At 36.9% G+C, this 25,699-nt stretch carries 26 protein-coding genes and 1 riboswitch; of the genes, 24 read left to right on the forward strand and 2 right to left on the reverse strand.

The window, feature by feature from the left end; genetic code table 11:
* Window positions 1-11: 11 nt before the first annotated feature.
* The 11 genes from recO (at window position 12) to JZO71_RS05005 (ending at window position 10,552) form a co-directional block, all read left to right on the forward strand.
* Entirely contained in the window at window positions 12-872 is an 861-nt protein-coding gene (gene recO, locus JZO71_RS04955; RefSeq protein ID WP_206898468.1) for a DNA repair protein RecO, read from the forward strand.
* A 305-nt stretch (window positions 873-1,177) separates the two neighbouring features.
* On the forward strand, window positions 1,178-1,420 hold the full coding sequence (locus JZO71_RS04960; protein ID WP_206898469.1) for a hypothetical protein: 243 nt from the start codon (window positions 1,178-1,180) through the stop codon (window positions 1,418-1,420).
* 22 nt (window positions 1,421-1,442) lie between these two features.
* Window positions 1,443-2,360, forward strand: a complete 918-nt coding sequence (gene glyQ, locus JZO71_RS04965) for a glycine--tRNA ligase subunit alpha (RefSeq protein ID WP_067483888.1) — start codon at window positions 1,443-1,445, stop codon at window positions 2,358-2,360.
* Window position 2,361: 1 nt separating this feature from the next.
* Window positions 2,362-4,437 carry a glycine--tRNA ligase subunit beta gene (gene glyS, locus JZO71_RS04970; RefSeq protein WP_206898470.1) on the forward strand — a complete coding sequence of 692 codons (2,076 nt, stop codon included), beginning with the start codon at window positions 2,362-2,364 and terminating at the stop codon, window positions 4,435-4,437.
* A gap of 506 nt (window positions 4,438-4,943) precedes the next feature.
* Window positions 4,944-5,675 (forward strand): GntR family transcriptional regulator, encoded by a 732-nt coding sequence (locus tag JZO71_RS04975; protein ID WP_206898471.1) that lies wholly within the window; start codon window positions 4,944-4,946, stop codon window positions 5,673-5,675.
* 12 nt (window positions 5,676-5,687) lie between these two features.
* Complete coding sequence (locus JZO71_RS04980) at window positions 5,688-6,887, forward strand: SIS domain-containing protein (RefSeq protein WP_206898472.1); 1,200 nt, start codon at window positions 5,688-5,690, stop codon at window positions 6,885-6,887.
* Between the two features lie 2 nt (window positions 6,888-6,889).
* The gene (gene lacD, locus JZO71_RS04985; RefSeq protein WP_206898600.1) at window positions 6,890-7,861 is read left to right on the forward strand and encodes a tagatose-bisphosphate aldolase; all 972 of its coding nucleotides are present in this window, start codon (window positions 6,890-6,892) and stop codon (window positions 7,859-7,861) included.
* A gap of 91 nt (window positions 7,862-7,952) precedes the next feature.
* Window positions 7,953-8,432 carry a PTS sugar transporter subunit IIB gene (locus tag JZO71_RS04990; protein WP_206898473.1) on the forward strand — a complete coding sequence of 160 codons (480 nt, stop codon included), beginning with the start codon at window positions 7,953-7,955 and terminating at the stop codon, window positions 8,430-8,432.
* Window positions 8,433-8,444: 12 nt separating this feature from the next.
* The gene (locus JZO71_RS04995) at window positions 8,445-9,338 is read left to right on the forward strand and encodes a PTS mannose/fructose/sorbose/N-acetylgalactosamine transporter subunit IIC (protein ID WP_206898474.1); all 894 of its coding nucleotides are present in this window, start codon (window positions 8,445-8,447) and stop codon (window positions 9,336-9,338) included.
* Window positions 9,325-10,134, forward strand: a complete 810-nt coding sequence (locus tag JZO71_RS05000) for a PTS system mannose/fructose/sorbose family transporter subunit IID (RefSeq protein ID WP_206898475.1) — start codon at window positions 9,325-9,327, stop codon at window positions 10,132-10,134. Before JZO71_RS04995 ends, JZO71_RS05000 begins: the two co-directional genes overlap by 14 nt.
* 13 nt (window positions 10,135-10,147) lie before the next feature.
* Window positions 10,148-10,552, forward strand: coding sequence for a PTS sugar transporter subunit IIA (locus JZO71_RS05005; RefSeq protein WP_206898476.1), 405 nt, complete (start codon window positions 10,148-10,150; stop codon window positions 10,550-10,552).
* Between the two features lie 83 nt (window positions 10,553-10,635).
* On the opposite strand, the gene yidC is transcribed toward JZO71_RS05005, so the two are convergent.
* Both yidC and JZO71_RS05015 read right to left on the reverse strand, forming a co-directional pair.
* Window positions 10,636-11,571: a membrane protein insertase YidC gene (yidC, locus tag JZO71_RS05010; RefSeq protein WP_206898477.1), complete on the reverse strand. Its 936-nt coding sequence runs from the start codon at window positions 11,569-11,571 to the stop codon at window positions 10,636-10,638.
* 173 nt (window positions 11,572-11,744) lie between these two features.
* On the reverse strand, window positions 11,745-12,020 hold the full coding sequence (locus tag JZO71_RS05015; protein ID WP_206898478.1) for an acylphosphatase: 276 nt from the start codon (window positions 12,018-12,020) through the stop codon (window positions 11,745-11,747).
* Between the two features lie 105 nt (window positions 12,021-12,125).
* On the opposite strand from JZO71_RS05015, the gene JZO71_RS05020 reads away from it, so the two are divergent.
* The 13 genes from JZO71_RS05020 (at window position 12,126) to JZO71_RS05080 (ending at window position 25,455) form a co-directional block, all read left to right on the forward strand.
* On the forward strand, window positions 12,126-12,890 hold the full coding sequence (locus JZO71_RS05020) for a TrmH family RNA methyltransferase (RefSeq protein WP_206898479.1): 765 nt from the start codon (window positions 12,126-12,128) through the stop codon (window positions 12,888-12,890).
* Between the two features lie 119 nt (window positions 12,891-13,009).
* Complete coding sequence (locus JZO71_RS05025) at window positions 13,010-13,513, forward strand: HD domain-containing protein (protein ID WP_067483904.1); 504 nt, start codon at window positions 13,010-13,012, stop codon at window positions 13,511-13,513.
* A gap of 363 nt (window positions 13,514-13,876) precedes the next feature.
* Complete coding sequence (locus JZO71_RS05030; protein WP_206898480.1) at window positions 13,877-14,209, forward strand: LPXTG cell wall anchor domain-containing protein; 333 nt, start codon at window positions 13,877-13,879, stop codon at window positions 14,207-14,209.
* A complete protein-coding gene (locus JZO71_RS05035) occupies window positions 14,206-14,934 on the forward strand; it encodes a WxL domain-containing protein (RefSeq protein WP_206898481.1) in 729 nt (242 codons plus the stop codon). Before JZO71_RS05030 ends, JZO71_RS05035 begins: the two co-directional genes overlap by 4 nt.
* A gap of 20 nt (window positions 14,935-14,954) precedes the next feature.
* A complete protein-coding gene (locus JZO71_RS05040; RefSeq protein ID WP_206898482.1) occupies window positions 14,955-15,734 on the forward strand; it encodes a WxL domain-containing protein in 780 nt (259 codons plus the stop codon).
* Window positions 15,735-15,753: 19 nt separating this feature from the next.
* Window positions 15,754-18,399 (forward strand): pectate lyase-like adhesive domain-containing protein, encoded by a 2,646-nt coding sequence (locus JZO71_RS05045; protein ID WP_206898483.1) that lies wholly within the window; start codon window positions 15,754-15,756, stop codon window positions 18,397-18,399.
* 22 nt (window positions 18,400-18,421) lie between these two features.
* Window positions 18,422-19,171 carry a WxL domain-containing protein gene (locus JZO71_RS05050; RefSeq protein WP_206898484.1) on the forward strand — a complete coding sequence of 250 codons (750 nt, stop codon included), beginning with the start codon at window positions 18,422-18,424 and terminating at the stop codon, window positions 19,169-19,171.
* Window positions 19,172-19,230: 59 nt separating this feature from the next.
* Window positions 19,231-20,313 (forward strand): WxLIP family cell surface protein, encoded by a 1,083-nt coding sequence (locus JZO71_RS05055; RefSeq protein WP_206898485.1) that lies wholly within the window; start codon window positions 19,231-19,233, stop codon window positions 20,311-20,313.
* Window positions 20,294-21,049: a class A sortase gene (locus JZO71_RS05060; RefSeq protein ID WP_206898486.1), complete on the forward strand. Its 756-nt coding sequence runs from the start codon at window positions 20,294-20,296 to the stop codon at window positions 21,047-21,049. The genes JZO71_RS05055 and JZO71_RS05060 overlap by 20 nt, the downstream gene beginning before the upstream one ends.
* Before the next feature lies 1 nt (window position 21,050).
* The gene (locus JZO71_RS05065; RefSeq protein ID WP_206898487.1) at window positions 21,051-21,500 is read left to right on the forward strand and encodes a hypothetical protein; all 450 of its coding nucleotides are present in this window, start codon (window positions 21,051-21,053) and stop codon (window positions 21,498-21,500) included.
* 6 nt (window positions 21,501-21,506) lie between these two features.
* Window positions 21,507-22,931, forward strand: a complete 1,425-nt coding sequence (locus tag JZO71_RS05070; RefSeq protein ID WP_206898488.1) for a helix-turn-helix domain-containing protein — start codon at window positions 21,507-21,509, stop codon at window positions 22,929-22,931.
* Between the two features lie 451 nt (window positions 22,932-23,382).
* A complete protein-coding gene (locus JZO71_RS05075) occupies window positions 23,383-24,030 on the forward strand; it encodes a FusB/FusC family EF-G-binding protein (protein ID WP_206898489.1) in 648 nt (215 codons plus the stop codon).
* 41 nt (window positions 24,031-24,071) lie between these two features.
* A riboswitch (Fluoride riboswitch) is annotated at window positions 24,072-24,136 on the forward strand.
* A 53-nt stretch (window positions 24,137-24,189) separates the two neighbouring features.
* Window positions 24,190-25,455, forward strand: a complete 1,266-nt coding sequence (locus JZO71_RS05080; RefSeq protein WP_206898490.1) for a voltage-gated chloride channel family protein — start codon at window positions 24,190-24,192, stop codon at window positions 25,453-25,455.
* Window positions 25,456-25,699: the final 244 nt, after the last annotated feature.

A 25,699-nucleotide genomic window follows, 5' to 3' on the forward strand; every position in this document is an offset into this window, starting at 1 on the left:
AGGGGAATCGATTGAGTCAATTGGTTGAATCAAAAGGTTTGATTATTTCTAGTAGAAATTACAAAGAAAAAGATAAACTGGTCAAGATTTTTACAGAATCAGCGGGAAAAATGATGTTTTATGTCAAAGGCATCCATCGACAAAATCAACCATTAGCGCCTGCTATTCGACCATTTACTCAAGCTGTTTATATTGGCACGTTTAAAAGTGATGGTCTATCTTTTATTACGAGCGTCAAAGATGTTCATGCCTATCGTAAAATTCAAGAAGATATTTTTTTGAGTGGTTACGGGACTTATTTGTTGAGTTTGGTTGATGCAGCAATTGAAGATCATCAATATGATCCAAATCTTTTTCATTTTACGCAACAAGCGTTGGAAAGAATGGATCAAGGAGATGATGCAGAAATTATCACCAATATTTTTGAAATCCAAATCTTACAACGATTTGGGATTGCACCTGTTTGGACACATTGTGCGATCTGCGGTGAAACGCAAGGAAAATTTGATTATTCTTCAAAATATGGGGGTGTGATTTGCGAACGTCATTGGCCACTTGACCAAAGAAGATATCATGCGGATCCTCGAGCTGTTTATTTTGCACGTATGTTTTCTGCTATTTCTTATGAAAGAATCAATGGCATCCATTTAAAAGAAGACACAAAACAAGCAATTCGCCAATTGATTGATCAACTTTATGAGGAATATGTGGGCATTCATCTTAAAAGTAAGAAGTTTATTGATCAAATGAAATCATGGGAACATGTGCTCAAACCATTAGAGAAAAAGGGTGATCCTTCAGCAACTGAACAAGAAAAAGGAGAGACAGAGTCCGAGACAGCTTTGCCAGCTGATCCGACAGAAAACGAGTGAGCTAAGCAAACGAAGAGGATAAATTTAAGTGGTCATCAAAAAAATTTGACAAAAGAGTAACGAAACGGCTATTATTAACCGTAGATAAAATAGTATGTTGATCAAGAAGAGTAAAAAATACGTGGGTAAAAGCGAGTTCGGGAGAGTGTGAGCCGAATACGATCGATTTTTGAAGTGGCGCTTGGGAGTACATGAAACGAAGCTGCCGAATATTTATTCGGAAGTAGGGTGGAACCGCGAATTTATTCGTCCCTATGTCTGTAATCAGACATAGGGACTTTTTGTATTTTTAGGAGGAAATCAAGATGCAATTTGACATGGAAATTCCGGCAACAGAGTTTAAAGAAAATCAAATCAAAGTTCTTTCAAGTGTCTCATTAGCAGTCAGTGTTGTTGATGACCAAGAACAAGTGAAAGAAAGCTTTACCACCAGACCAGAAGAAACGATTTATTCAATTGCTGCACAATTAGCTGAGACAGACGTTGTTCATGTGAAGTTGATTCCAGGTTCAGTCGTCGCATTTTATCCAGTCGTGCAAGCTTTGTAAGAAATGAAAGGGGTACTATACTATGAGCAAAAAATTAAGCGTTCAAGACATGATTTTAACATTACAAAAATTTTGGGCATCAAATGGTTGTATGCTAATGCAAGCCTATGACACAGAAAAAGGTGCCGGAACAATGAGTCCTTATACATTTTTACGTGCCATTGGACCAGAACCTTGGAATGCGGCTTATGTGGAACCTTCACGTCGTCCAGCAGATGGTCGTTACGGTGAAAACCCAAACCGTTTGTATCAACATCATCAATTTCAAGTAGTAATGAAGCCTTCACCAGAAAATATCCAAGAATTATATTTAGAAAGTTTGCGTTTATTAGGAGTCGACCCACTGGAACACGATATTCGATTCGTTGAAGATAACTGGGAAAATCCTTCAATGGGTTGCGCCGGTGTTGGTTGGGAAGTTTGGTTAGATGGAATGGAAATCACACAATTTACGTATTTCCAACAAGTAGGTGGCTTGCCTTGTAAACCAGTGACTTCAGAAATCACTTACGGCTTAGAACGTTTAGCATCTTATATTCAAGAAGTGGAAAGTGTCTATGATCTTGAATGGTCAGCAGGTGTAAAATATGGTGAGATTTTCAAACAACCTGAATATGAACACTCAAAATATTCATTTGAAGTCAGTGACCAAGAATTATTGTTACAAAATTTTGATCGTTTTGAAAAAGAAGCGAATCGTTGTATTGATGAAAACCTTGTTCATCCAGCATATGATTATATTTTAAAATGTAGCCACACATTTAATTTACTTGATGCGCGTGGTGCTGTTTCAGTTACAGAACGTGCTGGATACCTTTCTCGAATCCGAAATATGGCTCGCGCTGTAGCGAAAATCTTTGTTGCAGAACGTGAAAAATTAGGGTTCCCACTATTGAACAAGAACACAGCAAATCCAGAAACAGTTAAGGAGGCTGAATAAGATGGCAAAAGACTTATTATTAGAAATTGGACTAGAAGAAATGCCCGCTCATGTAGTAACACCAAGCATGAAGCAACTAGAAGAAAAAACAGCAAAATTTTTAGATGAACATCAATTAACTTATGATTCAATCGAAACATTCTCAACACCGCGCCGTTTAGCAATCAAAGTAATAAATGTTCCTGAGCGCCAAGCAGATAGTGAAGAAGAAATCAAAGGACCTGCCAAAAAAATCGCATTAGATGCTGATGGCAATTGGTCAAAAGCAGCTGAAGGATTCGTTCGTGGGCAAGGACTAACAACAGATGATATTACTTTTAGAGAGTTAAAAGATGTGGAATATGTTTATGTGACAAAATACACGCACGGAAAACCTGCAATTGAAGTTTTAGCTGGGTTGGCAGATGTAATTAAAAGTTTAACTTTCCCTGTAACAATGCATTGGGCAAATTTTGATTTTGAATATATTCGTCCAATTCATTGGATCGTTGCTTTGTTAGATGATGAAGTCATTCCATTTAGTGTGTTAGATGTTGAAACAGGGCGTGCTTCTCGTGGACACCGTTTCTTGGGAGAATCAATCACTTTTGAGCATGCAAAAGAATATGAAGAAAAATTGAAGGAGCAATTTGTTATTGCTTCACCACAAAAAAGAGAAGCAATGATTGTTAGTCAAGCACAGAAATTAGCAGAAAAAAATCATTGGGTAATTGATTTAGATCCAGAATTGCTTGAAGAAGTAAATAACTTGGTCGAATATCCAACTGTTTTTGCTGGTGATTTTGAAGAAAAATATCTTTCTGTACCAGAAGAAGTCTTGGTAACTTCAATGAAAGAGCACCAACGTTACTTTGAAGTTCGAAATGACCAAGGAATGTTATTACCTCACTTTATTTCCGCTCGTAATGGAGATGCAGTCAAATTAGACAACGTTATTAAAGGAAATCAAAAAGTATTGACTGCACGTTTAGAAGATGCTGAATTTTTCTACAATGAGGATAAGAAAGTTTCAATCGCAGAAGACGTAGAAAAACTGAAATCAGTTACTTTCCATGAAAAAATCGGTAGCATTTATGAAAAAATGCAACGTGTTCAAATTGCTGCCCGCATTATTGGAGAAGAAGTCGGTTTGTCTGAAGCAGAATTAACAGACCTTCAACGTGCTGCTGAAATTTATAAATTTGATTTAGTGACGAATATGGTTGGTGAATTCCCTGAGTTACAAGGAATCATGGGTGAAAAATATGCGTTACTTGAAGGTGAAAAACCTGCTGTTGCGAAAGCAATTCGTGAACACTATATGCCAATTTCAAGCGAAGGCGAACTACCAGAATCAGTCATTGGTTCTGTCTTAGCTGTTGCAGACAAGTTAGATAGCATCTTTTCTTTCTTCGCCGTAGGAATGGTACCAAGTGGATCAAACGATCCATATGCTTTGCGTCGCCAAGCATATGGTGTGGTTCGCATCGTTGAAGCGAAAGGATGGAGCTTCCCGTTAGCTAAATTACAAGAAGTGATTGATGCAGAAATCAGCAAAGATCTAACACGTTTTGGCATTGACTTAACAAGTGGTCAAGGCGAAGTTCTTTCATTTATCAAAGGACGTCTACGTCAATTGTTAGTCACGAAAGAAATTCGTCATGATGTGATTGACGCGGTATTGAATGCAGAACAAAAAGATCTAACAAAAGTCTTTAGTGCAGCACAATTATTCAAGGAGCACTTGAATGATGCGGATTTCAAACCATCAATGGAAGCTTTGACGCGTGTCATCAACTTAGCGAAAAAAGCGGAAACAACAGAAGCTGGTGTGGTAGATCCAGCATTGTTTGAAAATGAAGCAGAAACAGCCTTGAATGAAGCAGTGAATGAGTTGAAAGCTAATTTTGCAACACAAACATTAGGTGAAAGCTATGAAAGCTTAGTTGAATTACGTCCATTGATTGAGCAATACTTTGACGAAACAATGGTTATGGTAGAAGATCAAGCAGTACGTGCTAACCGTTTAACGCAATTGAAGGAAATTGCATTTATGGCATTGTCTTTGGCGAGCTTGGATAAGATCATGACAAAATAAGGTTGTGAAATTTAGGCTTATTTTGAAGGAGTTACTTCTTAAACACCGTGAATAAGGTTGTGGCACCAAGCGTTTAGCTTCGAAAAAATAATGAGTAACTAACAAAAATAGCGTTTCATATTTTTGGACAGTTATAAATTATTACGAGAAGTTGCTTGGGGAACACCGTGAATAAGGTTGTGGCACCAAGCGTTTAGCTTCGAAAAAAATAATGGGTGACTGATAAAAATAGCTTCTCATATTTTGAAGAGTGCCTATACTTTTTCAAAAGTAAATAATGTTGTTAGACCTGAGACAATGAAAATTGCCTCAGGTTTTTTGTATTTGAAGCTTTAATATCATCTGGTTTTTATCAACTGGTATCAGTCTGGTACTTTTCTTAAATGAAAACAAATCCTTGATAATACGGATGATGAACTATTTTTTTGAAAAAAAGGTTTGACAAAAAAGAAAAATATTTTTATTCTTGTCATGTGGTTATAACCAGTTAGAGAAAGGAAAAACAAATGGAGAGCTCAGGAAAAGGAAAATCTTTATACTATCAACTTGTTGATGTATTAAAAGATCGAATCGAAACGCAGATGACAGCACATGATCAACTGCCATCTGAACGAGAATTATGTCAACATTACGGCGTCAGTCGTACGACTGTTCGTTTAGCTTTACAAGAGTTAGAAACATTAGGCTATATTTATCGTCGCCATGGTAAAGGAACATTTGTATCCGACTTATCTGTGAAGTCATCCAACTTAGCAGGCGCATATAGCTTTACAGAAGCAATGAAAGAATTAGGCAGAATACCTAAGACAGTTATTTTAGAATTTCGTCAAATGGAAGCAACAAAAAAAATCGCCCAAGCTTTGAATATAACGCTTGGTGAACCCGTGTTTAAAATCAAACGTTTACGTTTGGCAGATGCAGAACCATTGATGGTTGAACGTTCGTATTTACCAGTTAAATTATTTATGAATTTAGATTTACCGCTACTTGAGAGTAAACCCTTGTATGATGTTTTTTCACAAGATTACGATCAAATCGTCCAGTTTGCAGACGAAGAATTTTATGCAAGCATTGTACAAAAGAAAGATGCCGATTTATTACGCATCGCAGATAGTGCCCCTGTATTACATTTGATTCGGTCGACGTACAATCACAAAAATGAAATTATCGAATATACAGACAGCGTTGCCAGAGCAGATCAGTTCCATTATAAAATTCGGCACGTGCGCAGTCATTAAGGAGGAAGTCAAATGCTTGAACAAAGAAAAGAGTTGGAAGAACAAGGTGCAGCAATCACAGCTGGTGAAATTCAGCAACAACCAGAATTATGGCAAGAAACAGTTGCCATCGTGAAAGAAAAAAAAGAAGAGCTTAAAGAATTTTTTGAAAAAATGAGCGAATCAGCAAAAGGAAAACGTATCCGAGTGATTTTTACTGGAGCTGGAACATCTCAGTATGTGGGGGATACGATTGTTCCTTATTTGAATGGACATGGGGAAACACAAAAGTTTATTTTCCAAAGTATTGGAACCACCGACATTGTTGCCGCACCACAAGATTATTTGATTCCAGATGAGCCCACATTACTTGTATCGTTTGCACGTAGTGGGAATAGTCCCGAAAGTTTAGCAGCAGTTGATCTCGCAAATCAAGTCGTTTCGACGATCTTTCATTTGACGATTACTTGTGCAGCAGAGGGAAGTTTGGCTAAAGCAGCAGAAAAGGACCCAAAAAACTTTTTATTATTGATGCCTGAAAAATCAAATGATGCTGGTTTTGCAATGACTGGAAGTTTTACGTGCATGATGTTAAGTGCTTTATTGATTTTTGATCAAATAGCGGATGAAACGAAGGGAAAATATGTAACCGTTTTATCCGAACTAGGTAAGGACATCTTAAGCAGAGCAACTGAGATTAAGGAATTGATTTCGCCAGATTTTCAAAGAATTGTTTATCTAGGATCAGGTAGCTTAGCAGGATTGGCAAGAGAAGCACAACTGAAAATATTAGAATTAACTGCGGGGAAAATCGCTACTAGTTTTGATTCTTCCATGGGCTTTCGTCATGGACCTAAGTCATTCGTGAATGATGAAACACTCGTTTTTGTATTCGTTAATAACCATCCTTACACGCGAACCTATGATTTAGATATTTTAGAAGAAATTCATGGAGATAAAATTGCGAAACAAGCAATTGCGATTGCCCAACCTGGAAAGATAAACTATTCTGGTCAAACTTTTCAAATAAAAGAAACAGAAACTTGTTTATCTGATGGTTACTTGGCTTTAGCAATGATCTTAGTTGGTCAGTTGATCGCATTGTGGACCTCAATCAAGATTGGGAACACACCAGATACACCTTCACCAAGCGGAACCGTTAATCGAGTTGTGAAAGGAGTAACAATTCACGACTATCCAGAAAATGTAGGGAAAAGAGGAGAGAATAAGTGAACTTGACAACAGAAAAACAAGCAGCAATGAATCGATTATCCACAGAAACAGGGAAAATCAGTGCGTTAGCAATTGATCAGCGCGGCGCACTGAAAAAAATGATGAATGCACTTGGGATGGATGCAACAGCGGAACAAATCAGTGAATTTAAGACCCTTGTCTCAAGTGAGCTAACACCTTTTGCTTCAGCTATTTTGTTAGATCCAGAGTACGGGCTATCCGCAGCGAAAGCTCGTGATGAACAAGCGGGTTTGTTATTAGCTTATGAAAAAACGGGTTATGATGCAACGAAGCCTGGTCGACTACCTGATTTACTCGAAGATTGGTCTGCCTTACGTTTAAAAATAGCGCAAGCAGATGCTGTCAAATTTTTATTGTATTATGACGTGGATGAAGACCCAGAAATCAACCATTTAAAACATGTTTTTGTCGAACGCTTAGGAAGTGAATGTGCTGGAGAAGATCGCCCCTTTTATTTAGAATTGGTTTCTTATGATGCAACAATTACAGATAGTAACTCAATCGAATATGCGAAGATCAAGCCCCATAAAGTCATTGAGATGATGAAAGAATTTTCACAACCAAATTATAAAGTGGATGTACTAAAAGTCGAAGTGCCAGTCAACATGAATTACGTTGAGGGATTTGCTACCAATGAAACGTGTTATACACAAGTCGAAGCGCAAGAATTCTTTAAGGAACAAAGTGAGGCAACAAGTTTACCATTTATCTTCTTAAGTGCAGGAGTGTCAACAAAATTGTTCCAAGAAACGCTGGTCTTCGCTCGTGAATCTGGTTCAGCCTTTAATGGTGTTCTTTGCGGTCGAGCAACTTGGAAAGACGGTGTGAAAGCTTATGTTGAGAATGGTCGATCAGGCGCCATTGATTGGTTGCAAACAACTGGTCGAGCAAATATCGAGGAGTTAAATGAAGTTGTGGAACAAACAGCGACACCTTGGTATGAAAAAGCATAACAGTTTCATTTTAATTAAAGAAAAAGTAAGCGGTTTCGATTGCTTTTTATAATGGTGTTACTTATTCAAAAACAGAAGGGAACGAAGCAAAATGGCAATTATTGGCGTACGAATTGATGGCAGACTGATTCATGGACAAGTAGCAAATTTGTGGACAACAAAACTAAATATCACACGAATCATGGTCGTAGACGACGAAGTAGCGACGAACGCAATCGAAAAAAGTGGTCTTAAGCTTGCTACACCAGCAGGAGTAAAGCTAAGCGTGTTACCAGTAGAAAAAGCAGCAGCTAATATTTTAGCTGGAAAGTATGATTCCCAACGACTACTGATTGTTGCGAAGAAGCCGGATCGTTTATTAAAGTTAGTTGAATTAGGTGTTCCTTTGACAGAAATCAATGTTGGTAATATGTCTCAAACAGATGAAACTCGATCCATTACTAAGTCAATCAATGTTGTCGATGAAGATGTATCTGTATTTAAACAATTGGCAGCTAGAGGGGTACATCTGATTGCCCAAATGGTTCCAAGTGACAAGGCCGAAGACTTTATGAGTCTGTTAACAAAATAGGAGGAATAATTCATGGATATTCAATGGTGGCAGATCTTATTATTATCATTATACGCAGGCTATCAGATTTTAGATGAACTACAAGTTTATTCGTCAATGAGTGCACCCGTATTTGCCGGTTTGTTTGCTGGTTTAGTAATGGGGAATTTACAAGCAGGACTGATCATTGGTGGTAGTATGCAGTTAACAGTGTTAGGCGTTGGAACATTTGGCGGTGCTTCTAAGATTGATGCGAATTCAGGAACGATTTTGGCAACAGCCTTTTCGATTTCACTTGGCATGAATCCTGAACAAGCGATTGCAGCAATTGCTGTACCAGTAGCTAGTTTGATGATCCAATTAGATATTTTAGCTCGCTTTGCGAATACGTATTTTGCCCATCGAATTGATCGACATGTTGAAACAATGAATTATAAAGCAATTGAACGAAACTTCTTGATGGGAGCCTTACCTTGGTCACTTTCTCGGCTAGTACCTGTTTTCTTAGCTTTGGCTTTTGGAGGCGGCTTGGTTGAAAATGTTGTTGGTGTATTGAATGGTGATCTAAAATGGCTAGGCGATGGTTTATCAGTAGCCGGAGCTGTTCTGCCAGCAGTTGGTTTTGCTATTTTATTACGTTATCTACCTGTTAAGAAACATTTTCCATATCTTGTTTTAGGGTTCACGATTACTGCATTGTTAGCAACGCTTTTCTCAAACGTCCAATTACTTGGAACGAGTGTGGCAAGTGTAGTGAAAGAAATGCCAGGAACTTTTAATTCATTACCAATGTTAGCGGTCGCTTTGATTGGATTTGCGTTAGCAGCTATTAGTTATAAAAATGGTCAGAACAATCATAGTCAAAAACCAGTAGCAAACGAGCAAGTAGAATCAGCTGAGGGGGAAATCGAAGATGACGAAATCTAATTATAAATTGACAAAAGAAGATTTTAAACAAATCAATCGAAGAAGTTTATTCACTTTTCAATTAGGCTGGAACTATGAACGGATGCAGGGTTCAGGTTATTTGTATACGATTTTACCTCAGCTTCGTAAAATTTATGGTGATGATACACCTGAGTTAAAAGAAATAATGAAAACGCATACGCAGTTTTTTAATACGTCAAACTTCTTTAATACGATTGTAACAGGGATTGACCTTGCGATTGAAGAGAAGGAAGGTATTGCAGCAAAACAAACTGTTTCTGGGATGAAAGCTGGGTTAATGGGGCCTTTTGCCGCAATTGGTGACTCGATCTTTGCTGCGCTTATTCCGACTATCTTTGGGGCATTGGCTGCGAACATGGCAATCAATGGGAACCCGGCAGGTGTCTTTATTTGGATCATTGCCCAAATCGTTGTCATGGTCTTTCGTTGGAAGCAATTGGAGTTTGCTTATAAGGAAGGAATCTCATTAGTAACAACGATGCAATCACGACTTACTGCACTAACGGACGCAGCAACATTACTCGGTGTCTTCATGGTGGGTGCTTTAGTAGCAACGATGGTCAATGTTAAATTCTCATGGGCACCAAGCATTGGTGATGTGACGCTAAATATGCAAAACAATATTGATATGATTTTACCTAAGATTTTACCAGCAGCAATCGTTGGTGGGGTATATTGGATGTTAGGTAAGAAAAATATGACATCTACACGTGCAATCTTTATTGTTCTGATTGTCTGTGTTGCGTTATCAGCTCTTGGTGTGATTTCAAAATAATGGGGTGGGAGAAATGAGTCAAGAGTTAGTTTTGATTAGTCATGGACAATTATGTGAAGCGTTGAAAAAAAGTACAGAAATGATCATGGGACCACAAACAACGATCCATACGGTGGCATTGCTAGAATCAGATGGTGCAGAAGACTTTAAAGAAAAATTTTTACAAGTCACGGCTGAATTAGAATCCTATGTCGTCTTTTGTGACCTAATGGGAGGGACGCCGTGTAACGTCATCTCCCGTATGATTATGGAAGGCGCAGCGATTGAACTTTATGCTGGGATGAATATGCCAATGGTGATTGAGTTTATCAATGGCACATTGATTGATACGCCTGTTGACTTTATTACTTCTGGTCAACAAAATATTGTTTCCGTTAATCAAATGATTGCATTGACGAATGAAGAAGACGATGAATAGAGTTATACATCAAAAAAGAGTGACTGATCGAAAGATCAGTCACTCTTTTTCTTGTTTAAAGTGAAATGCTTGATAGAAAAATGTTAGTTACGATTTTGTTTGCCAGCATTTCGTTTCTTTGATGGATTGTTTTTTTTTTGCGTATTGACTTGTTTCGGTGCTTTTTTCGGTTCATTAGGGGTGACATCTTTGCGTGGTGTCACGACTTGTTTTGGTGGATTTTGTTTTAGTTCTTCCGCAACTTGTGCTTTCAAGCGTGGCTTCATTAAAACGTTCGTAATGAATGTTTGGATACAGCTAAAGATACCACCAACTACCCAGTACAGCGTAACGCCGGCTGGTGCACTAATTGACATAAAGACAATCATTGCTGGTGAAACAATCAACATCGTACGCATGGTTTTCTTTTGTTCTTCAGGAATACCAATTGTTGAGATATACCCTTGGAGCAAATAAGCAATACCAGCGATCGCAACTAATACCAAACTTGGTGAGCCAAGGTCGATTCCGTAAAAGCTTGATTCACGGATACCTTCAGTGTAACGAGCAGTAAAGTAAAGTGCTGAGAAGATCGGCATTTGGATTAGCAATGGTAAACAACCAATCCCACCAGTCATACTCATCCCATTATCTTTGTAGACTTGTTGCATTTCTGCTTGTGCAGCGACTTGCTCTTCACGAGTTGTAGCAGCTTTTAATTTTTCTTGTGCAGCTGATACTTGTGGTTTTAACGCTTGCATTTTTTCTGATTGAATCATTGTTTTTTTCGATTGGCTAATACCTAAAGGCAGGATCACTAATCGAACGATAATGGTCAAAACGATAACGGCCCAGCCATAAGACCAATTAAAATTGTCCACTAAATAGGTAATTGCTTGCCCCATTGGATGAACGAGAATTCGATAGACGAAACCTGATGTGTCAGGATTCCCATGCGAGTCAGTTCGAACACAACCGGATAAAAAAAGTAGGACAGTAACTAGTCCAGATCCCAATAACCAATTTTTCCATTTATTCATAAAATACTTCCTCTTCCATAATTTTTACACAAAATTAACTATACTAAAAAAAATTTCATAATTCAATCAACTTCATAGAAAAGTCATAGAAATGTTCGGAAACTATCCCATGAATGCAGAGAAAAAATAAATAGGGAAACCATAAACCAGTTTTTTCCTTGTTCATAGAGTTGTTAGTAGATAACATCAAAACTTGTTCGAGTATCCATCCATGGATTATCTTGCAAATCAAGGTAGGTCACGCGACCAGCAGGACTGGGTGAATCTTTGATCTCTTTAATGAAGCTTTCTACTTGTTCGTCCTCTCCAGCAGCTTCAATTGTAACAGAACCATCTTCTTCGTTTTTTACCGTGCCATAAATTCCTAAACGATCGGCAACCATTTTTGTTGTGTAACGAAAACCAACCCCTTGGACACGACCTTGGACATTCATTTTGACTTTACGCATAAGTTGTCACCCGCTTTCATTTTCTTATCTTTATGATAACTATTTTTTGTTAGAGAAACAAGTTGCAACCCAGAATACATGCTATAATTAAGTGAGGTGAAAAAGGTGAAAGAAATTCAATCCGCAAAAAATCCACGAATCAAAGAATTGAAAAAATTGCATAAGAAAAAATATCGCGAAGAAACTCGCGCCTATCTTTTAGAAGGTTTTCACTTGATTGAAGAGGCAGTGGCTGCAAATGCTGTCATCAAAGAAATTTACGTTACCCAAAAAGGTCAAAGAGAATGGCAAACTTGGCTTGATCAACGAACTGAGATTGAATTATTTTTAGTAACAGATGAAGTCATGCAAGCATTATCCGATTTACCAACACCACAGGGAATCCTTGCTGTTGTAGCACGTGAAGCAATGGAATCCCCAGCCTTTTCTGGTGGCTGGTTGCTGTTAGATAATGTCCAGGATCCTGGAAATGTGGGGACGATGATTCGAACAGCTGACGCGTTTGGCTTAGCAGGCGTGCTTCTTGGTCAGGGAACAGCTGATTTGTACAGTACGAAAGTGTTGCGAAGTATGCAAGGTAGTAATTATCATTTACCTGTGATCCAGATGGACTTGTCACTTGCTGTTCAGCAACTAAAAGAGCAAGAGTTTATGATTTATGGAACAGAATTGAACGAAGAAGCAACAGCATTGAATGAAGTAGAAAAACCAACTAACTTTGCCATCATTATGGGAAATGAAGGACAAGGTGTTAGTAGAGAACTGTTGAACTTCACAGATAAAAATATCTATATACCTATGAGTGGAAATGCTGAATCATTGAATGTAGGTGTAGCGACGGGTATCTTGTTGTACCACTTTGCAGTTTAGTTAAGGAACTATTAAGCTTTCTTATTTTATTACTTAGCAGCTAGAATCTTATCGTTTCAGGTGGTATACTATGGTCAATTTCAGAAATAACGAGAATCTAAAGGTGGCAGATTGAAAATATGACAGAAAAATGGCGTGAAGACGAAGAATACATGTCTTATGTAGCAGATCTTTTGGAAACAGATGCAGTGAAAAAATTAGCCGACTACACGCAACATGTCCACTCAACACGATTGGAACATTCCATTAGTGTTTCTTATTATAGTTATTTATTAGCGAAAAAATGGGGCGGAGATGCGAAGGCAACAGCAAGAGCTGGGCTTTTACATGATCTGTTTTATTACGATTGGCGAACAACTAAATTTGATGAAGGTTCACATGCGTATGTACACCCAAGAATTGCTGTGAAAAATGCAGAAAAGATCACGGAACTTTCTGATTTAGAACGTGATATCATTTTGAAACATATGTGGGGAGCAACCATTGCACCACCCAAATATAAAGAAAGCTATATTGTGACATTTGTTGATAAATATTGCGCAGTGAAAGAAGCTGCCCAACCAATGACTAGCAGTATGCGTCAAAAATGGCAACATTATTTTGGAAAAGAACAATCTATTTAAGACAAGAACTTAAGACAACGATCGTAACTGATTGTTGTCTTTTTTTATATCGAAGGAGCAGGAAAACATTGAGTAATCTGTTTTCCTGCTCTTTTTTGAGTACGGTAATGGAATAATTATTTGGTATATGAATAACGATTAAGAAAAATAAAATAATAACTATGATTGGCAATACAAAAAAAGAAAGCGGTCAAAAAACGGTTTTTGTAAGCGCTTATAACGGTTGGCGCATAACGGTTTATATATTTTTTTTGGATAGTTAAGTAAAAAGTTTGAAAGAAACAAGTTTTTTATTTTTTTATAATTAAGTATGGTTGAAGGCCAGTTCAACCAAATCACAAAATGACAAGAAAGGAGTAGCATATGAGAAATATTTTAAAAGTGATGAGTGTTCTACTGCTGTTTTTCTGTGTAATAGGGATCACAAATGAAACAAATGCAATAGAACAAAACTATGATTCAACTGGACAAGCTAGTTTTTACGGTAAGTATGAGTACGAGAATACAAATGATTCGAATAATTCTGGATCTGAGTGGGCAACTGGGTCTAATAATTATTTATCAACTGGCCAAGTCATATTACCAAGTACAGGCGATGATACTTATCCAATTTTTACGCATGTGGGGGTTATTCTGTTAATCGGAGTAAGCATGTTTATTTTTATGGAAAAGAGAAAAGGGGATTTTGATAGATGAAAAAGATGGTTAAATTGATGTCAACTGCTTTGTTATTCAGTTTGATAGCAAATTCAATTCAAGTGGCTGCAGAGGAAACATTTCCGAAAGAATATAATTCAGAAGGAATCATTACTTTTGAAGCAGGAGACGAAGAGGTAACACCTCCAGTCGATCCAGAAAATCCAGATCCAACAGATCCTGTAGACCCAGTGGATCCTCCAGGACCAGGAACAGGCGGGGCATTATCAATTGATTACGGTTCAAAATTTAAATTTGGTGTACAAAAAATCTCTACAGCAGATAAAGTGTACTACGCAGCACCAGATGAAATGACAGATGGTTCTAAAAAGCCAACATATGTCCAAGTTACTGATAAAAGAGGAACATTGGCGGGGTGGAAGCTAAGTCTTTCGCAACCAGAACAATTCAAAACAGCATCAGGCGAAGAGTTAGTTGGTGCACAGTTAGCATTCACAAAAGGACAAGCTGCTTCATTAGTTGATGCAAAATATACACCAACAACTGTGAACGCTGAATTAACATTAACACCCGGAGCAAGTAATACGCTTGCAATCAATGCTAAAGAAGGAACTGGTGTTGGAACATGGGTTTACCGTTTTGGTGCCAATGAAGAAGAAAATAAAGAGGCTGTCCAACTTTCTGTACCAGGAAAATCTGTCAAATTAGCACAACAATATTCAACAACATTAGTTTGGTCTTTGGAAAATACACCAAATAACTAAATTTGAGGAGGAGATTATCAATGAAAAGACAAATCATAGGTCTGTTAGCTTTCAGTACTTTGGGACTGTTAGCGTCATCTATCGAAGGATATGCAGCAGAAAACAAACAGTATGAATCAAATGGACTCGTAGAATTTATTCCTAATTTAGATCCAACTGCGCCGGTTGATCCAGAAAATCCAGACCCAGAAAAACCAGTAAATCCAATTGATCCAACAGATCCAAATGGACCAAATCCAGGAACGCAAGGACCATTGTCAATTGACTATGCTTCTAGTTTAGACTTTGGTAAAAACCGTATTTCCAATAAAGATCAAGTTTACTTTGCTAGAGCACAGGAATATCAGGGAGAACAAAAAGATACGGCGAATTTTGTTCAGATTTCTGACAATCGTGGAACAAATGGTGGTTGGACGTTAACTGTCAAACAAGCTGCCCAATTAACTTCGACAACGCAAACATTAAATAATGTTTTGACGGGTGCCCAAATTACTTTGAATGATCCAACAGTGAAGAGTAATGCACAAAATGTAGTAGCACCTGATGCAAAAGCAAACATTGCTTTAGTACCTGGAGAAGAATCTGTGGTGACAACAGCCAAAACGGGTGCTGGTGCTGGAACTTGGGCTACTTATTGGGGAGCTGTTGAAGAAGTAGAAGAAGTTGATGAAAATGGTGACGCACAAAAGGTAAATGTTACAAAGGCTATCCAATTAGCTGTACCTGGTTCAACACCTAAAGATGCGGTTAAATACCAAACAAAATTGGTTTGGACGTTAACGGATGTTCCAGGAATTTAGGGATTAGGGGGAAAGAGATATGTTCAAAGGGAAAATAGTTACGCTAATGTTAAGCGGCATATTAGCGACCAATATCTCTCCTATTGTCAATACATTTAGCTCAGACTCTATTGCAAACAGTTCTGAAATCATTCAAAATGAATTGCTTGATACAGGCATTTCGGAACAATTGCACACGGATACTTCTGATCAGCAAACAGAAACGAGTGACACCCAAACCGATGATTCAGCCCATGAAACACTTTCTTCAAGTGAAGAAGGAAATGAAAGTACTACCGAATCAAGTGATACCGCAAAGAAAACATCTAAAGCAGAAGCAAAAACTGAAGACAGTGCGCTAATCACTACAAGAGAAGCAGCTGTTGACGGCATAGAAGTATCCAGTTGGGATACATTTGTCCAAGCTATTAGAGACGAAACAGTCACTAAGGTTGTTTTGACAGGTGATTTTGACAATCCCAGTAATACAGATACCTCTTTAACTAACTATTCGAGAAAAAATGACTTAGAAATAGATGGGCGAGGTCATCGAGTTGATTTCAAAAGTTCATCTATTCAGCTCGGTTCGCCAACAGGATCAGGAAATTTTCATATGCATGATATCGTGCTGAACCAACGTTATGGCGGGGCAAATAGTGAAGATATTGTGGGCACTCGTTTAAATTATACTAACGGTGGGAAATGGCGTTATCGTTTTGGCAATATTACAACGGAACCTGATGTTCAAAGGCTGGCAAGAGCCTCTCATTCGGAAGTAACAGTGTATGGAAAAATGGACATCAATACGCGTGCGGAAAACTTCTATTTAGGTAGTTTGAAAATGGCAGATGGTACCAATTACAAAGGAAATGTAAATTATTACAATTTCTCGATTTTTTGGTATAACGTTGCCGCTGCGGATACCTCTACAGGTGCAAGCAAAGAGTTTACGATTGGGAAAAATTGTCGTGTCGATTTGACTCAAAGCCAGACAACGGGTACGACTTATCCAGCAGTTTATTCATATTATCAAGCATTAACGGTGGGAGAAAATAGTACATTTAACGTAAATATGCCCGGAAATGCAGTTCGATTTGATATGGATGGTGCAGGAATGACCATAAAAGCAGGTGCGATTGTTAACTTAACGAGTAAGCAAAATTCTGGTTCAGTTGTAGCTTATAGTAATGACAACAATTATTTGATTGTTGAACCAGGCGCTTATTTTTACACGATTGGTGTAAGTAATCAGCCATTGATTAATTTGTCTGCCAACGGACTAGGCACAGGAAACATCAGAAGACAAAATAATAAACTTATTTTGAATAGTCCTGCTCAATACGACATCCGTAATTTAAGAGATGGCTACACAGCAGTCCAAGTTGCTATGGGAAACTATACGGATAATCTTTTTCAAATTGTCGATTCTGATATCGATTTGTGGAAGTTAGCTACACAACCTCTAGGCCCGTCAGATGAAACATATACAAAAGTAGCTCAATTTTCAGTAACCGGTAATGGTTCAAATGAACAAATCAGTGCTACCACATCTGGATTGAACTCCTTTTCTCAAAAAAATTATCGTAGAATCTCAGGAATGAACCAAAATCCTGTCGTTGAGTGGGTTCCTGTTACAGATGCAGATAAAACTATTAAAGCCAGAGTGATTATCGGTTATGTACCAGATAACAATGGATTAAATGCTGACGGAGAAGTTACCTATATTCCTGTTTATGCTTCCAAAAATCAAGGAAATGTGACAATTACTGATACCCGCGGGAAAGTAACGAAAGATTTATTGACAGACGAAAATGGCTACGTCAGTTATCAATCAGAATCCTTTAATCTTGCAGGAAAAGATATGCAGGCAACGGCACAAAGAGGGCCATGGATTTCGGAAGAAGTATCAAAATATCTTGTAATTGATGTTACACCGCCAGAACCAGCTATTATCGATAGCGGTGAAACCTTATCACCTTTGGTCAAAGAGCTATCAGGAAATGGCGAAGTTGGTGCTATCGTTACGATAACATTGAATGGTGAAAAACAAACCAATACTACGAATGTTTCTAGTGAAGGAAAGTGGACATTGTCTCTTTCAAATTTAAATTTAAAGAAAGATGATGTATTACAAATCTTTTTACAGGATACAAGTGGCAAAGTAACACAAATTCCAGATCCACCAAAAACGAATACTGAAATTGGAAACATCCAACCTGCAGAAGAGTATGCCTACCGCGATGCAGTCTTTAAAGCTGCAACAAAAATAGTTGTCATAGGAACCTTAGAACTGAAGAATGTACCTGAAACATTTGATTTTGGTACGCAAAAAGTTAGCAGTATCCGAACAAAATATACACCAAATGTAATTGGAAACTTAATTGTTTCTGATACACGGGGAGATGAAAAAAATCCTTGGCGAATCATGTTGAAAGAAAAATCTCCTTTAGTTTCGGATGAGAACAGTTTAGAGGGACAATTTTATTACACGAATGATGAGGAAACAATCAATATCACTAGTGAAGCAATCCCCGTTGAAAAAGGTAAGTTAACAGAAGATGGCGAAATAAATTTATCAGACAGTTGGAATGATACCGAAGGGCTCAGTCTGCAGATTCCTATAGAAAAACAACTGTTAGGAACTTATAAAGGAACTTTAGAATGGACACTTGAAGATGTCCCTTAATCAAAAGAATGGAGCGAATAAAATGAAAAAATTATCGAAATTATTTATGTCAACAATCATCTTGGGCGCGCTAGCTACACCAGTCACTACTTTTGCGGCTGACGGTGGCGTTTATACTTCAAACGGAGTAGTAGAATTCGTACCAAACGAAGATCCGACTAATCCAGTGGATCCAACCGATCCAACAGACCCAGTAAATCCAATCGATCCAACTGATCCAGATGGACCAAATCCTGGAACAAATGGACCACTATCAATTGACTACGCTTCAAGTTTGGATTTTGGTGTACAAAAAATCACTTCGAAAGATCAAACTTACTTTGCTGCATCACAAAAGTATAAAACATTAGATGCAGACGGTAATCCCTCAGATGAAGTGAAAGAGGGACCTAATTATGTGCAAGTAACAGATAATCGTGGGACAGAGGCTGGCTGGTCATTGAAAGTGAATCAAGAAGGTCAATTTACATCTACTTCAGGAAAAGAACTAACTGGGGCAACAATTAGTTTCAAAAATGGGAGTGTCGTAACAGCATCTGATTCAGGTAAACCGGTTGGACCAGCAACGATTGTTTTAAATGCAGATGGTTCACAATCTGATGTTATGGCAGCTAGTGTAGGAAATGGTGCTGGAACATACCTTAACACTTGGGGAACTGCTGCAAACGCTGGTGAAAGTATTGAACTAAGTGTCCCAGGTTCAACTACAAAATATGCTGAAAAATATTCAACTAAGTTAACATGGACACTAACTGACGTACCAGGAAATTAATGCCTTGAGAGACGAGAGATCATTCTCGTCTCTTATCTATTGGTAAAGGAGTGGTTTGATTGAAACGAAAACAACTAATATTCACAATTGCACTAGTTATTTTAAGTGTTTTCTCTAGCAGTAAAACGGTAGCTGCCAGCGAATTCAATTTCGCGGTTACACCAATAACGCCTGAAAATCAAATTGATAAAGAAAAAACATATTTTGATCTTCAACTTGGTCCGGGTGAAAAGGAAGAGTTAAAAGTTGATTTACGAAATGACACGGATAAAGACGTGACAATTGATGTGTCACTAAATAGTGCAACGACTAATTCAAATGTAGTAGTTGAATATGGAAAAAATGAGATAGAAAAAGATAGCAGTCTAGCATTCAATCTTGAAGAATATGTAGATTATCCAGAAACTGTTACTTTGAAACCACATAGCAATCAAACGGTAACCTTTCAAGTCACGATGCCAAACGAATCGTTTGATGGCGTTTTAGCAGGGGGAATCACGTTCAAAGAAGTTCAGACGGAAGATCAGCCAAAGGAAAAGGATGAACAAGGATTATCAATCAAAAATGAATATTCATATGTTGTAGCTTTACTAATACGTCAAAACTTAAATGACGTGGCACCTCATTTAATTCTTCATGAGGTTAAGCCTGGGCAAATCAATGCTAGAAATGTCATTTTAGCGAATATCCAAAATGATCAAAAAACATATATCAACCAAGTGAGCATTCAAACAGAGATTACAAAAAAAGGCCGCTCAGAAGTGCTATACCATGAAGAAAAAGAAGCGTTACAGATTGCACCAAACAGCAACTTTTCTTTTCCTACTTCTCTAGGAGGTGCTGCCTTAGAACCAGGTGAGTATCATCTAAAAATGACTGTATTTGGAAATGAAAATGAGTCAGGAAAGTTTACTAGAGAAAAAGAGAACACGACTGTTAACTACAGCAACTATTGGGAATTTGAAAAAGATTTTACAATTGCTGGTGATGTTGCTAAGAAGTTGAATGCAAAAGATGTCACAATCAAAAAAGATAATACGAAGCTTTATATCCTGATAGGAATCATTTTCTTATTATTGATGTTGTTGTTGATACTTTGGTTGATTTGGAGAAAGAAAAAACATGAGGAAGAACAAACTTAAAATCATTATCAATTTACTTTTTATTATGGGTGTCTGTTTGATTTCTTTTCCTATTATTAAAAATACAATTACATTAGTAAAAATTCAGAAAACAAAAATAATAACGAAGGAAGAATTACCAGTAGTAAAGCCAAATGAACGAATCGTTTTACCGACAATTGAAAGTTATCTAACAGCATCTTCCGAAAAAATTGGAACAGCTATCGGAGAACTAAATATTCCTAGTCAAAAAATAAAAATACCTATTTTTGCTGGTTTAAATAATCAACAAATGTTATTTGGCGTAGGAGCTATGTACCCAGAACGGAATGTTCTAAAGGATAACTTGGTACTTTTTGGTCATCATTTAAGCATGACAGAGCTATTATTAGGCAATATTCAAAATTTGCAGGTCGATGACAAAATCACTGTGACATATCTAACGAACAAGATGCACTATCGAGTAATTAAAAAGAAAATAGTTAACGAAACAAATCTTAGTGTTTTAGAAAGTACGAACATACCCCAGTTAACACTCATTACTTGTGACAAACCTGAACTTACTGATAAACGAATTGTAGTGACTGCAGAACTAATTGATCAGGAAGAACAGGAAACTTTAAAAAATACCAAGGATAACGTAATACCAAACAAAAAAATATTACAAAGGAGTATCGTAAAATATAGCTTATTACCTATTTTCATAATATTTACTGCGTTAGGCATAGGTAGCTATGTGATTTGGCGATACGTATGAAATGATGAATCAGTATAAAAATATCTTATTGTGGAGTTCAATTATTCTCTCCCTTTTCAAAGCAACAAGTGCAGTATATGGGGATGAAAATCAACATCCCATTTATGATCCAACAAACCCTAATCAACAAGTCCAACCACTAGAAAATACACATGAAAATGAAGCAGTTGTTTCAATCGAGGATAGTTCTGAATCAGTAGCTGAAACACAAGAGAGTAGCAAAGAACCGAAAGAAACACAGGAATCTTCCGCTACAACTTCATCAGCAAATAAGAAGGCACAAAAGAAACCAACTAAGAAAATTTATTTAACGAAAGAACTATTTAATGTCAATAAAAATGTTGTACAAAATGGCGGTCTAGATGGTGACGACCCAGACCCAGATAATCTATTTTATTTCCAAATGATTGATGAATTAGTGGGAACAGCAATATATGGAAGAAAGAGCTGATTACTAATGAATTATGAGTTTTTTTTGAGCAAAGAGGACTATCGCAGTTATTCCTTACTTAAATATTTGGAAGAAAGCTCAAATTTGTCAGAATCAATACTAAAAATCCAAGAGGAATTATCACTGTCAACGTTCCTTTTGAAAAAAACGATTGAAAACCTAAATGATGATCTTGATGAGCTAGGTATAAGCGAACATTTAAAGATCCTTACAACAGGTACAGAAGTTTCTTTAGAGATCGATGGCCATTATTCCAGTGGTTTTTTATTGTCAAATTATATCAAACGATCCATTTATTTAGATTTATTGATTGAATTTTTTCGAGAAGATTACACGACCCTTGAAGTTTTTGCAGATGAGCACCATATCAGTTATTCCTCGGCGTATACTATACTGCAAGAGCTAAAAAAAGTGTTGAAGAAGCATCAGATCTTTTTTGATAAAAAAAAATTATACGGAAATCGAAGGAATATTATCATTTTCTATTACCAGTTATTTCTGGTTACAGATATTTCTTACACGAAAGTTTATCCGGCAGATGTTATCGATAAAACAAATCAATTTATTTTTTTATTAAGTAATGAATATTCTTTGTCTGTTTATGAAAAGAAAAAATTATTTCATTATCTATCTGTCAATGTATTAGCAGAGAAGTCAAAAGAGTTAGAGATTTGCAAAAACATTATCCATTTTTTCTCTGAAGAAGGCGTTACAAAAATAAAAAAGTTATTGAATCTATCTTCAACTACTTTTGCCTATCTAGTTCTGATTTGGCTCTATTTGAATGATAAAGTAGATCAAACCTATATCGAAAACAATAAAGATCAAGGTATCGAACAGTTAAATGATTATTTTATCCAAAAAATTGAAGAACGATTCAAGCCACTTCAAGAAGAAAACACTGGAGAGATTCGTAGAGAATTAAGTAAAATTCATTTTAATATTCTGTATTATCCTATCAACAAATTTGATGAGTTTACCATCAACATTTATTTTTTTAGGCAAAATTATCCAGAGTTTTACTTTTATTTGTTAGACTATATCAATTTATTAACGGAAGAGTACAAAGAATTATCCCGAGATAAAATATTTCTTTTTTTTAGTTACTTGATGTTAGTAATCAATCATATACCGATCAAATTGATTTCTGATCCGGTAAAAGTCGGCATCGATTTTTCTTATGGATCTGCGTATAACCAATTCATCAAGAAAAACTTGAGTTTATATATCAATCTAAATGTTGAGATTATTGATGATGAGCAATCTAAACATACCGATGTGGTTATTACAAATATGAATAACTTATACGAAGAGGGCTCGCCACAAGTTGTCGTTTGGTTGAATCCACCTCGCCCCGTTGATTGGGGAAACCTTACCAAGATATTACTGAGAATCCAAGAGAAAAAGTATAAGAACAGTCAAAATAAATAATACTCGTACAAGTATAGTTATCGAAAAATAAGACTTTTAGCTATTGATCAGTAGCCAAACATCGAAAAATTATTTTTTAAACAAAAAGATGGAACAAGACGCAAGCTCGTTTTGTCCATCTTTTTTATTGTCTGAAGTTTGATTATGAAAGAGGCAAGAGTCGTTGTTTCCAAAAGCATGGAGAACGCCCGAAATCTGTCGAAAGGATCTGAATATTTCTCTTTGAAGAGGAACAAATCAAAAGCAATGATTGACGAAAAAAAGAAATTGGTGTTTACTTACAGATGACCATTCCAAGTACATAGATCAATGCCATTAAAGGGGGTGATGATGAGATGCACAATAACGTATCTTATTTAAAAGAGTTGGGTTTGAACAAGTAACGACATACTTTGTTGAAACAACTTTTTTCTTCAAAGTATGACTTTTGAAAGAAGAAAGGACTCTTAAAATGAAACCAACAATCCAACCATATCAATATTATTTTATTCAACGTGAAGTAGATCAATTACTTAATGCTTATTCCTCTGTGAACGATCCGAAAACGGTTCAGACAGTTCAAGCATTAGCAGCTGAAAAAATTCATTCTGTCATTCAGGAAGAATTACCTGAAATTACCGATTTTTTGGCAATTGTAATGGACGTCACACTCACACGGGCAAAAGCAGAGCGTGTCATGGAAGAATTAAAAACTTATGTCATACCTTTTGAACAACCTTCGAAGCAACAAGTGGACAAAATTTTTCGGAAAGTGAAAAAGCTGAAACAACCAAACTGGTCAGCTTACGATCTTAGAGAACATACTTATGTAGGATTCAATGATGCTGGGAGTCAAAGAAAGTATTTGCTTTATTATGAAGAAGGAAAACTCCAAGGAGACTATGGTAGTCTATCACCAACCATTACAAAAGGGATCTGTGCGATTTGCCAGAAGACATCGAATGTTTCACTCTTTCTTTCTACGACAAAGTCAGGCTCAGATGGTACTTATACGAAAAAGGGTAATTATATTTGTCACGATAGTGATACCTGTAATCACCAGTTAGTGCAACTTGAGCCATTTTATGAATTCGTTCATCGCGTGAAAAAAGAACGATAGTTGATTGTAATTTTCAGAAAATCATGCTATATTTTTAGATGAAGTGAATAGGTGATGGTGTTCGCCTTTAAACGTTTATTAATAAACTAATGACGCCTACTAAAAAACGGGATTAGTGTCCTCTTTTTTAGTAGGTGTCTTTTTTTAGGGGGAATTTTAATGGAGAAACAAACAATAAATGTGTTAAGGATAGGAGGGTATATGCTGAAATGGTTACTGATCACGGCTATTTTAGGTGTGATCATGGGCAGTCTTTCAGCCTTTTTCTTAAATAGTTTAACGCTTGTAACTAATTTCCGCTTGACCCATACATGGCTATTATTTCTTTTACCTGTAAGTGGGGCTATTTTTGCTTATTTATATACAAATTATGGTGGGAATTCAAGTCGTGGAAATAATTTAGTTATCGACCAAGGAAATGGTGGGGAAGAAAAAGTTCCACTACGTTTGATTCCATTGACTTTATTTGGAACAATCACGACTCACTTATTTGGTGGTTCAGTTGGTCGTGAAGGAACGGCCGTTCAAATGGGGGGAGCCTTAGCAGATAACTTGTCGCGTGTATTTAAATTAGATCAATTGGAACGAGAAATCTTGATTATCAGTGGGATCAGTGCAGGATTTAGTTCTGTTTTTGGAACACCTTTGGCAGGAACCTTATTTGGATTAGAGGTCTTAGCGATTGGTAAAGTAAGAACAGAAGCTTTATTTCCAAGCTTCTTTGCCGCTATTTTTGCAAATCTCATGACAGAAAGTTTTGGAGTCATTCACACACATTATCCAATGGGAGAAATTCCTGCATGGAGTGGTCGTTTGTTTGTCAAATTAATGTTGGCAGGAATCATCTTTGGTCTTTGTGGCTGGGTTTTTAGTCGTTCAATCGTCTTTTTGAAAAAAGTTTATGCTCATTGGTTTGCCAATCCTGTTTTACGAAATTTTATGGGCGGTGCGATTGTAGTTTTAGTAGCTGTTGTTTTGCAAACACAACGTTATCTTGGTCTAAGTTTACCTTTGTTACAAGATGCTTTTAATGGCAATGCCCATCCATTTGATTTTTTAGGAAAACTTGGTTTTACGATTCTATCGTTAGGCGCTGGATTCCAAGGTGGGGAAGTGACGCCCCTTTTTGAAATTGGTGCAACTTTAGGTGCAAGTTTAGCACCAATTTTACACATGTCCATCCCATTTCTAGCTGGACTTGGCTTCATTGGTGTATTTTCTGGTGCAACGAATACGCCAATAGCGTGTTTTATTATGGGAATTGAATTGTTTGGTAGTGAAGCAGCCGTGTATTTCTTTTTGATTTGTTTAGTCAGTTTTATGTGTTCTGGAAACAATGGAATTTATTCTGCGCAACAAATTACTGTGAAAAAGGGGATTTTCTTTACTCCACTACTTGAATCATTTCGCAACAAGCAAAAATAAAAAGCAAGTCTAGGTCAATCAATTAAATGACTTAGACTTGCTTTTTATTTTGTTGAGTACTTGCTCTATTTTCAAAGCTGAGCGTTTTTTGCCACATTCTCATTCGCAGTATTCAAGAAGTAACTCCTTCCTGATAAATCTAAATTGCTCAAAAATTTGAGAAACGATTTCTGGTCATGTATTCTTATTGATTGGAGTTGGATACTTCTTTCGCAACCTTTTTCTCGGTGTTCCCAAAACAACT

It is taken from the genome of Candidatus Enterococcus courvalinii, assembly GCF_017315945.1.
In the GTDB taxonomy this organism is placed as follows: domain Bacteria; phylum Bacillota; class Bacilli; order Lactobacillales; family Enterococcaceae; genus Enterococcus_B; species Enterococcus_B courvalinii.